The sequence below is a fragment of the Streptomyces beigongshangae genome, assembly GCF_019710745.1.
Lineage (GTDB): Bacteria > Actinomycetota > Actinomycetes > Streptomycetales > Streptomycetaceae > Streptomyces > Streptomyces beigongshangae.
The window spans coordinates 1-13,221 of sequence record NZ_JAHKJW010000078.1; the positions used below are offsets into that span (position 1 = coordinate 1).

General features: G+C 69.6%; 13 protein-coding genes and 4 pseudogenes. 10 read left to right on the plus strand and 7 right to left on the minus strand.

The genetic code is table 11. From position 1 onward, the window contains the following. Nucleotides 1–168 precede the first annotated feature (168 nt). Nucleotides 169–282: pseudogene (locus tag KM933_RS39985) on the plus strand (HNH endonuclease); the annotation flags it as partial. Between the two features lie 31 nt (nucleotides 283–313). On the opposite strand, the pseudogene KM933_RS40775 reads toward KM933_RS39985, so the two are convergent. The 3 genes and pseudogenes from KM933_RS40775 to KM933_RS34865 form a co-directional block, all read right to left on the minus strand. Beyond that, nucleotides 314–505, minus strand: a pseudogene (locus KM933_RS40775) (IS5/IS1182 family transposase); the annotation flags it as partial. A gap of 70 nt (nucleotides 506–575) precedes the next feature. Beyond that, nucleotides 576–950: pseudogene (locus tag KM933_RS40780) on the minus strand (transposase); the annotation flags it as partial. A 104-nt stretch (nucleotides 951–1,054) separates the two neighbouring features. Next, nucleotides 1,055–2,089, minus strand: a complete 1,035-nt coding sequence (locus KM933_RS34865; protein WP_221360223.1) for a helix-turn-helix transcriptional regulator — start codon at nucleotides 2,087–2,089, stop codon at nucleotides 1,055–1,057. Between the two features lie 108 nt (nucleotides 2,090–2,197). On the opposite strand from KM933_RS34865, the gene KM933_RS34870 reads away from it, so the two are divergent. From KM933_RS34870 to KM933_RS40430, 4 genes and pseudogenes are all read left to right on the plus strand, one after another. Next, nucleotides 2,198–2,623 carry a hypothetical protein gene (locus KM933_RS34870; RefSeq protein WP_221360224.1) on the plus strand — a complete coding sequence of 142 codons (426 nt, stop codon included), beginning with the start codon at nucleotides 2,198–2,200 and terminating at the stop codon, nucleotides 2,621–2,623. A gap of 20 nt (nucleotides 2,624–2,643) precedes the next feature. Beyond that, entirely contained in the window at nucleotides 2,644–3,417 is a 774-nt protein-coding gene (locus tag KM933_RS34875) for a glucose 1-dehydrogenase (protein WP_055512680.1), read from the plus strand. Between the two features lie 190 nt (nucleotides 3,418–3,607). After that, entirely contained in the window at nucleotides 3,608–3,829 is a 222-nt protein-coding gene (locus tag KM933_RS34880) for a hypothetical protein (protein ID WP_221360225.1), read from the plus strand. 119 nt (nucleotides 3,830–3,948) lie between these two features. Further along, nucleotides 3,949–4,158, plus strand: a pseudogene (locus tag KM933_RS40430) (hypothetical protein); the annotation flags it as partial. Nucleotides 4,159–4,376: 218 nt separating this feature from the next. Here KM933_RS40430 and KM933_RS34890 read toward each other — a convergent pair. Then, nucleotides 4,377–5,339, minus strand: coding sequence for a zinc-binding dehydrogenase (locus KM933_RS34890; RefSeq protein ID WP_221360226.1), 963 nt, complete (start codon nucleotides 5,337–5,339; stop codon nucleotides 4,377–4,379). Nucleotides 5,340–5,433: 94 nt separating this feature from the next. On the opposite strand from KM933_RS34890, the gene KM933_RS40000 reads away from it, so the two are divergent. From KM933_RS40000 to KM933_RS34910, 3 genes are all read left to right on the plus strand, one after another. Continuing rightward, nucleotides 5,434–5,949: a TetR family transcriptional regulator gene (locus KM933_RS40000; protein WP_308013647.1), complete on the plus strand. Its 516-nt coding sequence runs from the start codon at nucleotides 5,434–5,436 to the stop codon at nucleotides 5,947–5,949. A 504-nt stretch (nucleotides 5,950–6,453) separates the two neighbouring features. Continuing rightward, entirely contained in the window at nucleotides 6,454–7,071 is a 618-nt protein-coding gene (locus KM933_RS34905) for an EF-Tu C-terminal domain-related protein (protein ID WP_221360227.1), read from the plus strand. 80 nt (nucleotides 7,072–7,151) lie between these two features. Continuing rightward, nucleotides 7,152–7,421, plus strand: coding sequence for a hypothetical protein (locus KM933_RS34910; RefSeq protein WP_221360228.1), 270 nt, complete (start codon nucleotides 7,152–7,154; stop codon nucleotides 7,419–7,421). Between the two features lie 86 nt (nucleotides 7,422–7,507). Here the strand turns inward: KM933_RS34910 and KM933_RS34915 are convergent, their stop codons facing one another. From KM933_RS34915 to KM933_RS34925, 3 genes are all read right to left on the minus strand, one after another. Next, nucleotides 7,508–8,383, minus strand: coding sequence for a recombinase family protein (locus KM933_RS34915; protein ID WP_308013648.1), 876 nt, complete (start codon nucleotides 8,381–8,383; stop codon nucleotides 7,508–7,510). Nucleotides 8,384–8,447: 64 nt separating this feature from the next. Further along, a complete protein-coding gene (locus KM933_RS34920) occupies nucleotides 8,448–8,819 on the minus strand; it encodes an STAS domain-containing protein (RefSeq protein WP_221360229.1) in 372 nt (123 codons plus the stop codon). Beyond that, nucleotides 8,816–10,255, minus strand: coding sequence for a PP2C family protein-serine/threonine phosphatase (locus KM933_RS34925; protein WP_260334628.1), 1,440 nt, complete (start codon nucleotides 10,253–10,255; stop codon nucleotides 8,816–8,818). The genes KM933_RS34920 and KM933_RS34925 overlap by 4 nt, the downstream gene beginning before the upstream one ends. 193 nt (nucleotides 10,256–10,448) lie before the next feature. On the opposite strand from KM933_RS34925, the gene KM933_RS34930 reads away from it, so the two are divergent. Together KM933_RS34930 and tap are read left to right on the plus strand one after the other, a co-directional pair. Beyond that, a complete protein-coding gene (locus KM933_RS34930) occupies nucleotides 10,449–10,817 on the plus strand; it encodes a hypothetical protein (protein WP_221360230.1) in 369 nt (122 codons plus the stop codon). 150 nt (nucleotides 10,818–10,967) lie between these two features. After that, a complete protein-coding gene (tap, locus tag KM933_RS34935) occupies nucleotides 10,968–13,214 on the plus strand; it encodes a telomere-associated protein Tap (protein WP_221360231.1) in 2,247 nt (748 codons plus the stop codon). Nucleotides 13,215–13,221 lie beyond the last annotated feature (7 nt).

Consider the following 13,221-nt stretch of genomic DNA (forward strand, 5'->3'; position numbering starts at 1 on the left):
AGCCTGATCCCGCTGAACGGCAGCGGCGGCGGCACCAAGCGGCGCCCCTCTGGCTGAGTGCCCGATGCTGTCGGGGATCTTGTTTCCGATGGGCGGCAACGGGATGGGTAGCGCCCAGGTCCCTTGTCGTGTCCAAGATTCCCGACAGCATCAGGCACCCAGTGCACCGCCTTCAGGCATTGGAATGCCGGCACCGACCCTGCCGACGGCTGCAACACGCGCGCGGAGGTGCTCATCTCGGAGGCTGTCGAAGCGCCGCAGATCGGCCCGAACTGTCGGCTGGGGACCGTATGAGTTCCGATCAATGGGTGGCTCGGGTGAGGTCCTTGAGGAACTGAGGGCTGTCGGCGGCCTGCCCGGCGGTCAGGAGCAGCACCAGCGGGCGGCACCTGCGGTCGCCGGTGAGGTGGATCTTGCTGGTCTGCCCGCTCCGGGAGCGGCCCAGCGAAGCGGCCTTCAGCCGCAGCCGGTGCCGGCGCCGGACGCGGCGCCGCTCCTGCCGTCCGGGGCCGGTGTCGATGTCCTGTCCGGTTCGTCCGTTGTTGTCGCTCCCTTTGGCCTGGCTTTTCCTCGGCCGCGGCCTTCTCCAGCGCGGTGAGGACGTCTGGGCTCAGGTGCATGCCGGCCGCGTCCTGGTGGGCGCGCACGGTGGTGGAGTCGATACTGACCAGGGACAGGTCCACCTCGTCCCGCCGGGCCGCCTCCGCGATCAGCCCCTCCAGCAGGGCCTGGAAGACGCCCGCGTCGCGCCACTGCCTAAAGCGGTTGTGCACGGTGGGTCAGGCACCGAACTCAGCCGGCATCTCCCGCCACTGCCCACCGGTCCTGAACCGCCAGATCACCCCCTCGAACTGCTGTCGCAACCGCTCGGGATACGGACCGAACCGGCCGATCGGCAGATAGGACTCGATGAACTCCCATTCAGCGTCGCTCAGTTGCACCTGCGTCATGACACCAGGTCCACCGGCTCAGGCCGTGCCGCGAGGTCGAATCCCGCAGATTGATCACAACTGGATACGGTCCCTGACGAAAAACTCAGTAATCACTCGTCCGGTCACAGGCCCAGGACCGTCGCCACCAGTTCGCTGCGGCTGCGGACACCGGTCTTCGCGAACACACTCTTCAGATGGTCCTGCACGGTCGCCGCGGTGATGTGCAGTTCCACGGCGATGGTCCGCGACGGCAGACCGGCGACGACTCGCGCCAGCACGTCCCGCTCGCGCGGTGTAAGCCCGTACGCGAGCAGCAGTATCTCGGCCACGTCGGCGGCCGGCGCCGGATGTACCGTCACGGCGATGGCCGCCGGGTGCGGGCCACCACTCAGCGGCGAGGCATGGACGGAGAGCCACCGGCCCGAGCGGCCGCGGATGCGTCCGTACGCCGGCAGCTCAGCGCCTCTTCCCCGTGCGGCCACCTCCAGGATCGCGGACGGCAGTTCCGCCTGCGACGGGCCCAGCTCGTCCCGCCAGAGTTTCGCGGCCAGGTTCTCCGAAAACAGCCGCAAGTCCTGGTCGAGCAGGAGCACTCCGGCCTCGGACGGGCCCGCAGCGGTGTCGTCGGGTGCCCGGTGGGCGGCCCGGCGCAGGGCCGCACCGACCGGGGCGGACAGCCGCCGCAGGACGCCGACGTCGGCCGGGGTGAAGTCGGGCCGCCGGCCGCCGCGGAAGAGGGCGACGACGCCCCAGCAGCGGCCGTCCACCACGAAGCCCGCCCGCAGCTCGTGCCGTGCGTCGATCATCGGCAGCACGGTCCGGTAGCGGTGGCTGGATTCCGGATCACCGCCGGTGGCCGCACCGAGCGTGCCCGCGGACACCTCGGAGCGGGCCAGCGCCGCGAACTTCAGGACGTCGTCCACCAGGTACTCGTTGTGCGCGGCGGCCGCGGCCGCCTCCGGTACGAGCCCGGCGCTGACTTGGTCGGCGGTCAGCAGCGTCATCGGGTCGATCGTGCTGAAGCAGTAGGAGTCGGCCGGGACGAGGCGTGTCAGCCGGTCGGCGATCCGGCGGCGCAGTATTCGGGAGTCGAGGTCGAGACGGCAGATCGCCTCGATGTCGCGCACGGTCTCGCGCCGGACCATCGGGGAACTCACCCTTGCCACGGTATCCCAGAAATGTGGGAGGGCCGTCCGACCTCCAGGCGCCTACCGTAGGTCCGAGAAACCCCAGGTCACCGGAGGTACACCGACATGTCCCCGTCCATGCTCAACGTCGGACTGGATCCAGCGCTGGTGGACGACGCGCCCTCGTCACGGGCGGCGTTCCCTGAAATCGACGCCGAGGCGGTCCGGGCCGGAATGGCCGCGGGCCGGGCTCGGCTCGAGGAGCTCGGCCTCAGTGTCGATGTCTGCCTGCTCGACTACGGCCGCACGGCCGAGGCGGTCTTTCGCGCCGCGTTGACCGCCAAGGACTACGACATCGTGCTGATCGGCGCCGGCGTCCGGCTGGACCCGGAGCTGACCCCGCTGTTGGAGGTGCTGGTCAACACCACCCACGAGCTGGCACCCGGCGCGAAGCTCTGCTTCAACGTCAGCCCGACGACGGCTGTCGAAGCCGTCCAGCGGTGGTGGCCCGAACACAAGCCGCTGGTCCAGGCGCTCCGTAGCACTCAAGAGACGATTCGATGAACGGGAGGCGGTCTTCCGCCATGTCTGCAAGAGCACTCGAGGACAAGGTCGCACTGGTCACCGGCGGCAGCCGGGGCATCGGCCGGGCGATCGCGGAGCGGCTCGCCCAGGACGGCGCCGCCGTCGGCGTCACCTACGCCCGCGACGAGACGGCGGCGAGCGAGACCGTCGAAAACATCCGCAAGAACGGAGGACGGGCCTTCGCACTCCAGGCGGGGCTGGGCGAACGCGGCGACGCGGCCCGCCTCTGGGCTGCCTTCGACGCCGCGGGCACGGAGCACGTGCCCGACGGGAAGCTCGACATCATCGTCAACAACGTCGGCATCGGGGATTTCGCATCCCTGGAGTCGTTGACCGAGGACGCCTTCGACAAGGTTTTCGCCGTGAACGTGCGTGCACCGTTCTTCGTCACGCAGCAGGGACTGCCGCGCCTGCGCGACGGGGGCCGGATCATCAACATCTCCAGCTCCGTGGCCCGCCTGGCCACGCCGGGAATGATCGCCTACGGCGCCACCAAGGGAGCCCTGGACAACTTCAGTCTCGCCCTCGCCAAGGAGCTGGGCCCCCGGGGCATCACGGTCAACTCGGTGGCCCCCGGAACCGTCCTCACCGATGCCAGCGCGGCCACCCTGCTGGGCGATCCGCATGCCGAGGCGCAAGCGGCGTCTCTTGCCGCCCTCGGCCGGATCGGGCGGCCGGAAGACATGGCCGACATCGTGGCCTTCCTCGCCTCCGACGACGCACGCTGGGTAACCGGCCAGGTCATCGACGCAACGGGAGGCATGGCCCTCTGACGTGCTGAGGAGAGGAACACCGTCGAGCGGCTGATCAACAAGATGAAGGCCCGGCGTGGCATCGCCACCCGGTACGACAAGTCTCCCGACAGCTACCTCGCCGGCCTCCACCTACGCGCCTCGATGATCCGGCTCAAGGACCTCACCCGAGCCACCCAGTGATCGGAACTCAATCGCGAAAGCATCCCTGGTGGCCGTCACGGCCCGCCCCAACCGCAGCAAGAGCGACCAGGACCCGGCCACCTGGCTGCCGCCCGCCCCGGACGGGGCAGTGCGCTGCACATATGCCGTGCAGTGGGTGGGCACGAAGCTGCGCTGGAGCCTGGCCGTCGACGACGGCGAACTCGAGGTCCTGCGCGAGGTCGCCGGAAGCTGTCCGATGGAGTCCGTGGCGTACGAGCCCGCACGCTGACGACTGGCGCTGGCAGGGCCCGGCTGGATGAAGGGCGGGACTGCCGGGGGGTGCCCCTATGTCTTCGGTCAAGAGGAACGGGGGTGCGTCGAGTCGGTGAGCCGGGACAGCATGGCGGGGTGGCTGATCTGCTGTGGAATGACGTGAAGTGCTTCTTCGACCCGGACGTGATGGGGTCGCTGCCGGACGTGCGTGTCCCGGATGCCTCGGCGGAGGACTGGCAGGCGGTCCTCGATCTTGTCGTGGAGAAGGGCTGGAAGTTCCAGTACTCCGAAGGGGAGACGGTGCTGCCGGTGCCCCGGGTGGAGGCCGTGCTGTCCCGTCCGGCCTTGCCTCGGCACCGAGCTGCCACATCCACGTTACGGAGAGCTCTTCCGCCGCGGGTGAAGCCGGTGCTCAAGCCCCTCAGCGGTCCGTCGATGCCTCCGGACCCGGTGACACCACCCCCCGGATCATGAACAACAAGGGGGGAAGTCATGCCGGACCCGAAGGCCGGAGGCCCCGTTGCGGAGCCACGAAAAAGGTAACGGGGGGAGAGAGCAGGGGGCTACGGTGTCAGCACGATCCTGCCGAAGACTTCACCCGCGTCCATCTTCTGGTGCGCCAGCACAGCTTCGTCCAGCGGCAGCAGTTCGTGCACCACCGCTTCGATCTCGCCCCGGCTGGCTGCGGCGAACTGCTCGCTGCGTACGGCATTCAGGTCGGCTGGGGTGACGGTAGCTGCGCTGAAAGCGGCGAAGGACATCGACTTCTGGAACGCCGCCATGATCTTCGTGCCGAAGTCTGCGGGCGGCCGACCCGCGACAGCGCCCACAGCCACCATGCGGCCGTTCGGATTGAGCCTGTCGAAGAACAGCGGCATGTCCTCACCGGCCACAACGTCGATGATGACGTCATAGCCCGCGGGAGCCTCTTCCCCTCCGTCGCAGGAGCGGTCCAGCACGTGGGTCGCGCCGAGACGGCGAAGCCGCTCGCCGCGCTCGGCCGACGATGTCGTGACCGCCACTGCGGCGGCACCACCGTGAGCCGCAAGCTGCACTGCCATGATCCCGATACCGCCGGCCGCGCCACGCACCAAAACCGTCTCCCCGGGAGCGAAATGGGCGTGGCGAAGCCCGAAGTGGGCCACCGCACCGGAACTGCCGAGCGTCACCGAGGCAGCGGCGGACAGGTCCCTGGGCAGGGGAAGAATCTGCTCGACCGGCGCGACGGCCTGTTCGACGTAGCCCCCGCCGGTGCCGGTGGAGCCCCACACCCGCCGGCCGATCCACGACGCGTCGACGCCGTCACCGACCGCGGTCACGGTGCCCGCCACCTCGCCACCCGGGATGTGGCCCTCCTTGAAGCCGTAGGCGGCCAGGGCCCCGCTTCGGATCACGATGTCGACACCACCGACGCCCACCGCCTCGGTGGCGATCAGCACCTGCCCGGCAGCAGGTGCGGGTACCGGCAAGTCGACAATGGCCAGACCGTCAGGACTTCCGAACGTCTGGATCGAGATTGCCTTCAATGGGGTCTCCAGGTTCTCGGACCGCTCAAGCGCAAGAGCTTCTACGTCTCGGACGGTAACGGACGTTCCCGTCCGTTTAGATAAAGTGAGAGTGGTGACCGACCGTTTGCCTCATACGTTGCGCTCCGACGCGCTGAACAACCGCGAAAGCATCCTCGACGCGGCCCGAGCACTGTTCTCCGCCGACGGCCTGACCGTGCCGATGAGGGAGGTCGCGCGGCGCGCCGGGGTGGGACCTGCAACCTTGTACCGTCACTTCCCGACCAAACACATGCTGGTAGCCGAAGCCTTCACGGACCAACACAAGCTTCGTTCCCACCACGCGGCCCACCGCGAGGTGATGCCCCCGGTCGAGCACCGCTCCCACAAAGGCATGAACAACCGGGCCGAGAACTCCCACCAGCCGACGAGGCAGCGCGAACAGGCGATGAAGGGCTTCCGCAGTACCGGCGGGGCGCAGCGGTTCCTGTCCGCCTTCAGTGGTATCTCGCCCCACTTCCGGCCCTGCCGCCACTTGACGACCGCCTCCGGCCACCGTGCCGAGATGACCGTCCGCTTCGCGATCCGGAAGCAGGTCACCGGCGCTGCCAACCTGCCTACCACGGCCTGAAGACGGGCCCCGGGCCGCGGGCCCACCATGCCCCGACGCACCATCAGGCAGTCACGTACCCAACAACGTGACAATGCCCGCGAGGGGACTGGCCAACTATTGTCGGCCGACGTGGAAATGTCAGTTGTTCCGACACCGGAAGTGTCAGTGGTCCGTGCGGCCGTCGTCCGGCTCGGCATGCGCCTGGTCGTGCTCGTCGACGTCGCCCTCGGCATCGCTGCCGTACGGACAAGAAGGAGCCCGGACTGTCGGTCAGGTACGCGGCCGGTGACAGCTGGCGAGCTGCTGTCACCAGAAGGGGTGGAATCCCGCTATCAGGCGAAACGCATTCGGGCGAGGGCTAGTTGCAATCTTGATCACTTAATGGCTTCGCGCGGGCCGGAGACAGGGATGCAAGGTCGTCGGTGGGGGTGACACCGTTCCATTCGGACCTGCGCGGCCAGCCGTCGACTGCCCCGGTCCTCCTGCCGTCCCAGCGCGAGGCCCGAGAACCCGAGGAGTCCCATGCCCCAGATCCATGGCGAGTCCGGACAGTCGGCCGACCTGCCGTTCCTGATGGCCGTCAAAGACGTGTACACCCTCTCCGGCAGGGGGACCGTCGTGTCCGGGACCGTCGAGCAGGGCACCATTCGCAGCCTCGAGGCAGTCGAGATCGTCGGTCTGCGGGACACCATGGCGACGACCGTGACCAGCAGCGGGGCCTTCAGCAAGGGGCGTGACGTGTGCCGCGCTGGTGACGAAGCTGCGCTCCTCCTCCGTGACATTCATGAAGAAGAAGTGGGGCGCGGCCAGGTCGTCGCCGCCCCCGGCTCCGTCCGCTCCCACACCGGCTTCGAGGCCGACATCGATTTCCTGACGGCAGAGGCCGGCGGGCGCACCACGCCGGTCACCGAGGGCTACAAGCCCCAGATCCGGGTACGGACGGCCGAAGTGCCCGGCGGGATCGAGCTCCCGGAGGGCACCGGGACAATCAACCCCGGTGACACCGTCCATACCCGGGTCACCCTTCACAAGTCCGTCGCCCTCTCCGTGGGAGGGTCCTTCGAGGTCACGGAGCCCATCGGAGCCGGCGATGCGACGCATACCGTCGGCCGCGGCACCATCACCGAAATCATCGAATAGCAGCGGCACGCGTGGCCGCGCTCGCCGACGGTGATCCGCGCTGGCAGCTGCTCACGTGATCACCGTCGTCTCACCAACAAATGACGACAGGCGCGGCGGGCTTCCTCACCGACCAGCAGACGGATTGGGTCCACCCCGCCGGCCACGACCGGTCCTGGAGCACTCCCCACCGGCCTTCGGAGCGCGACGTCCTCACCGAGCTCGACGCCGCGGTGCTCTTCCACGTGCACCACGTCGGAAGCATCTTCCCTCACGACCGGGACTCTCCGGAGCGGGCCGCCATCATGGGGCTCATCGACTCCGGCCTCCTCGTTCATGCCGGGGGGCGACACCGCGGTCCTCGCCGATGACGTCCAGTACGGCCTGCGCTTCCTCGACTCCGACGGGACGACTACCTGTTGACATAGCTCGTGCCGGAACCACTGGGCGGTCAAGATCACTTGTCAGAGGGCATCCGGCATCGGAAGTGTCCGTGGTCCGTACGACTGTCGTCCGGCTCGGCGTGCGCCTGGTCCTGCTCGTCGATGTCGCCCTTGATCTTGCCGCCGTACGGTCCGAAGGGTCCGATCTCCCCAGCGGTGCGGGCGCCCAGGACGAGGGCGGCCCCCTTCATGCGGTACGGGGCGGAGGTCATCTGCCCGCTTCCTTTTCCTTCGAGCTGAGCAGGGATGCGGGAGGTCCGCAGTTCCTTCAGGCCGGGGATGTGGTTGTAGAGGGTGCCTACCGAGACGCCGAGCGGGGTCGCGATCGTCCCGATGCTGTTCTCCGGATTGGGCAGCATGTCGCGAGCGGCGCGCGGCAGGTTGACATTGACGACGGTGGATCGGTCGCCGACGCGGCCGCGGGCCCGGGCGGCGGCCAGGCCCTCGTTGGTGCCCAGCACGATCAGCTCCCGGATGAACTCCGCGAGGGCGGCAAAGACGTGGAAGATCAGGCGGCCGCCCGGGGTGGTGGTGTCGAGCCGCTCGTGCAGGGAGGTGAAGCCGATCTGCCGCTTGCGGAGTTCGCCGACCATGTTCACCGGGTCCTGGAGGCTGCGGCCGTACCGGTCCAGGGAGGGGACGACGAGGGTGTCTCCGCTCTGGAGGAAGGCGTGGCACGCCTTCAGTTCGGGGCGCAGGTCGTTCTTGCCGGACTTCTTCTCCAGGAAGACGCGTCGGCACCCCGCGAGGGTGAGGGCGTCGATCTGCCGGCCGAGCTTCTGGCCGCCGGTGGAGGCCCGGGCGTAGCCGATGCGGATCTCGGTGGGGTGGAGGGGAAAGGTGCCCGGGAGGTCGTCCCCTGAGCTGAGGGCGCTGGTAAGGCTGTCCACGTGTTGATCGTGCCCTCTCTTGGCGCTGCGGTGGACGTCTTTGCCCGGCGGTCACCGCAGGGGGTTAGGCGGTGGCCGTGTCTGGGCTTGGGGTGTGCGCGACGAGGGCGTGGGCGGCGGTGGGGTGGGCGGGCAGCAGGGCGCTCAGGCCGGTGAGGTCCAGAAGCCGCTCAAGGCGGGCGGGGACGGCGGCGAGGACCAGGGTGCCGTCGGTGGTCTTGGCGCAGCGGTAGATGCCGATGAGGGCGCTGAAGCCCGTGGAGTCGCAGAAGGTGACGGCTGAGAGATCCAGGATCAGGTGTCGGTGGCCTTGTTCGATCAGGGCCAGTGCCTGGGCGCGCAAGAGGGGGGCGGTGGCTAGGTTGAGTTCCCCGGCGATGTGGGCCAGGGCGAGGTCGCCGTCGGTGTGTTGCGGGGTGAGGCGGAAGTCGGTCACGGTCGGCTCTCCAGCGTCTCGCTGGCGTGGGCGATGGTGTGGGCGGTTGCGGTTGCGGTCGCGGTGAGGCCGTCTGTGTCGCGTGCGAGGGGGACGGACAGGGCCAGCAGGGCGACGTCGTCACCGGCGCCGTGGGGTGTGGCGTCGATGAGGTCGACGGTGTCCCCTATGACGTCTGCCGCGCCGACGGGCCCGGTGCGTGCGGAGAGGAAGCGGGTCAGGCCCTCTTCTCCGATCATTTCTCCGCCCAGGGTGCGGGCCTCGGTCAGTCCGTCGGTGTAGAGGAGCAGTCCTTCGCCCGGGGCGAGGTGGAGGGTGTGGGCGGCGAAGCGCGCCTCGGCGAGGGCGCCGATGAGCATGCCACCCTGCGGGCGCACCGCTTCCACCGTCCCCTGTCCGCGCAGGTGGTAGGCCGGGGGGTGTCCGCCGGTGGCCACCGTGACGGTGAACCCGTCCCTCTCGTGGGGTTCCAGGGTGCCGAAGACGGCGGTGCAGAACCGGGTCCCGACAGCGGGGTCGAGGAGCAGCGCCGTGTTCAGGGAGGTGAGGACTTTGTCGGGGTCGGGGTCGATCAGGGCGGCGGCGCGCAGGGTGTAGCGGGTCAGGGAGGTGACGGCGGCGGCTTCGGGGCCCTTGCCGCACACGTCTCCGAGGAAGAACGCCCACCTCGTGTCGTCGAGGGGGAAGACGTCGTAGAAGTCGCCGCCCACATCCTGCGGGGAGGCTGTGGCGTAGTGGCAGGCCAGTTCCAGCCCCGGGATCACCGGGAGTGCCGGCGGCAGCAGGGTGCGCTGGAGGGTGGAAGCGAACGCCTGGATGGCGGCTATGTCGCGCTCCGCGCGCTCGCGGGCCTCCTCCTGCTCGATGCGCCGCTCCTGCTCGATGCGCAGGGCGTTCAGGGCCGCCAGGCGCATCTCCAGCTCGTCGAGCACGATCGCGGCCAGGTCCGCGAGGGTGTCGGTGTCGTCCTCGGTGATCAGGCGCGGCTTGGTGTCGAGGATGTTGACGGTGCCCAGCCGGTGCCCGTCACGGGTGGTGATCGGCGCGGCGGCGTAAAAGCGGACGCCCATCGGCCCGGTGACCAGGCCGTTGTCGACGGCGACGGGGTCGGTGAGAGTGTCTGGGATCACCAGGGTCTCGTCGGCGAGGATCGCCGAGCCGCACAGGCCCGGCTCCCGGCTGATCTCGCTGACGCCCTCCAGACCGTGCGCGGCCTTGAACCAGATCCGTTCCTCGTCCACGATCGTCACGCTCGCCACCGGCACCTTGAACAGCCGGGCGGCCATCGCCGCGACGCGGTCGAACGCGCCGTCGGGCGGGGTGTCGAGGATGTCGTAGCGGCGCACGGCGTTCATCCGGGCCGCTTCTTCCACCGCACTGAGCGTCTGGCGCCCTGGCTTGCCCGCCGGGCTGGTCGCGTGTCGCGCTTGCGGCATGTTTGCCTTCCTTGGCGCGCCGGCCTCGGTGGCCAGCGACTGTCGCAGCCTAGACCGGCCTTTCGTCGTCAAGAAACCAACGTTTTATGAGGAACGGCCCAGGGTCCTCGCCAACTACTTCAAAACCCCAGCCTTTCAAGAACTCCGCAGCACCCTTCGATGAGGAAATCCGCAGGCGCTCAAGCCGCATCCCATGACCGAACGTCACGTCAATGACGGGGAGCTACTTGTCACTTCGCGGCAGTTCGGGGAAGGCAGGGCCGAGTCCTGGGACGTGGACGGCAGGGCTCTGGTCCTGGTCCCGGAGGAAGGCCGACTCGTGGTGGCGACGGACCGGCCGGGGTTCTTGCGGGTGGAGCGGCACGAGGAACCGCAGGTACGTGGCGTTCTGCCGGGCGGGAACTGGCGGCTGCGGCAGAAGGAGGGCCCGTCCAAGTTCGGGCACCGGGTCGTCGCGTTCCTGGTCTACGACACGTACGTACGGCCCGTGTCCGCCCTTCCCTCCACCAAGGGCCGGTGGCGGACCAACGCGGGGACGCATCATCTCTTCCAGTCGGACTGATCACCACGTTCAGCTTGGCCGCAGCGTCCTTGCTCAGCAGGGGCGCCGTGTGCCGCTCCGCCCCTCAAACGTACTTCGTACGCGATTCGTACGCCTAACATACGTATTTCGTACGTTCCGTGAGGTAGGGTGCCGATCAGGAGGTGTTCCATGTCCGAGTTGTTCGACGCGGTCGACGCGCTGGTCGCGTCCCGTGCCACGCTGCCGCCACCGGCGGAGCGCAAGCGGCTTCGTGCCGCGCACGGCCTGACGATCGACGAGGTAGCGACCGCACTGAAGGTGCGCCGGGCCACGGTGTCGGGCTGGGAGTCCGGCAAGACCGAGCCCCGCCCGCCGGAGCGCGACGCCTACGCTCGGCTGCTGGACAAGCTCGCGGAGCTCTACCCCGCCCCGGCCAACGCCACCGTGCCCGCCCCTGACGCTGCGGTGCCGGCCACATTCGCCGGCGCACCCGCCCCAGCGGAAGCCCGTCCTCTGTCCACAGGTCCGGCGTCCGAGGCTGCGGTCATGACTGCAACCGAGAACACCCAGACCCCCGCCCCGGCCCCCGTCGCTGCCCCGGCCGCCGCCCCCCGCCCGGCGAGCACCACCAGGCCGCCGACGTCCCGCCGCCCCGGCACGCGGAAGGCGGCCCCCGCCGACACCCCGGCGGGCAGTACCGACCCGCGGTTCGAGAACGGCCCGCTCGCGGTCGTCGACGTCGAGGACGGGAAGGTGCTGGCGTACTGCACCGGCGGCCTGGTCCTGGACGTGCCCGCCAAGAGCATCCCGGCCCTGGTCGACTGGACGCTGCGCGAGGCGAAGCTGGGACAGCCGAAGCTGTCCGGGCCCGGCAAGGACGCCGATCCGCTGCTCGTGCTCACCGAGGCTGCCCTGGAACGCTACGGCCTCCCCACGGCGCTCACGGAGGAGGAGCAGCTCGCCGGGCGGATTCCGGAGGGCCACAAGGTCATCAAGCAGCTGGTCCGCGCGGAGTGGAAGCTGACGAAGAGGGGCTTCGGCCCGTGGGCGAGGATCTACCGCCCCGCCACCGGTTCGGAGCGGGCCTGCGTGCAGCTGTGCATCCCGTCCTGGAACGCGCTCGACACCCGGCACTGGGGCGAGGCCGGGCAGCTCCCGCCGGCCGAGCTCGCCCGCGTCCTGGGCGTGTACGCCTCGCGGGTGATGACGCCGCGCGGGTCCACGGCGGTGACGGGCCTGGAGCTGATGACCGCGCTGCACCCGCCGACGCGGGCCTCCGAGCCCGACGCGACGGGTAAGCGGCACTCCGAGCACAACCCCGGCTCGCTGGGCAAGGACGCCATCGACCCGATGAACTGGCCGCCGTGCGAGGTCCCCGACGGCCACCCGGTCCTCAAGGACCTGCCCCGGTTCCACGCGCGCGGCCCGGCGGAGAAGCTGTTCGAGGAGGCGTACGACTGGGCGCGGCCGATGACCGACGCGGAGTGCACCCTGCGCCACCTGGTCGGCATCGACGTGAACATGGCCTTCGCCGCCGGCGCGAACGGGCTGAACGTCGGCCTCGGTGAGGCGACGCACGTCAAGGCCCCCGCGTTCGACCCGAAGCTGCCCGGCTCGTGGCTGGTCGACCTCTCCCATGTCGACCTGTCCCGCGTGAAGGTCGGCAAGGAGTGGGTGGAGCTGGACGGCAGCCTGCTGCCCTCCCCGTTCACGCCGAAGGGCGACCGCCCGACGGGTCCGGCCTGGTACGCGACACCCACCGTGGCCTACGCGGCGGAGCTCGGCTACGACGTCGCACCGGCCGAGGCGTGGGTCCGGTACGACAACGGCCGATACCTGGACGGCTGGTACCAGCGGCTGCGCGACGCCTACCTCGCCACGATGGCCGACCTCGGCGTCGACGCCGACCTCGCCCCGGCCGACTTCCTCGCCGCGATGGACGGCTACCAGGAGCGCGACCCGGAGCTGACGATCGCCATCACGGCGATCAAGGCGACGGTCAAGGGCGGCCTGGGCAAGCTGCGCGAGCGGCCCCGCGGGGAGGGCTGGCGGCCGGGCGAGCCATGGCGCGCGCTGTCCCGCCCCACGTGGCGGCCGGACATCCGGGCGGCGGTCATCTCCCGCACCCGCATCAACCTCCACAGGAAGATCGTCAAGCACGCCGCGTTCACCGGGCAGTACCCGGTCGCGATCCTGTCCGACTGCGTCGTCTACGCGGCGGGCGGCACCAGCCCGCTGGACTTCCTGCCCTACCGGGAGGGCAAGCCGCTGCCCGGCGGCTTCAAGCTCGGCATCAACCCCGGCCTGGTCAAGCACGAGGGCACCCAGACCGTCCTGTGGGGCGAGGAGGTCCGCGAGCGGTTCGACGCCCCCGCTCTCAACCTCGCCCGCTCCATCAAGGACGGCACCGTCACCGCCGTCGACAACGGAGAGTAGGAGAAAG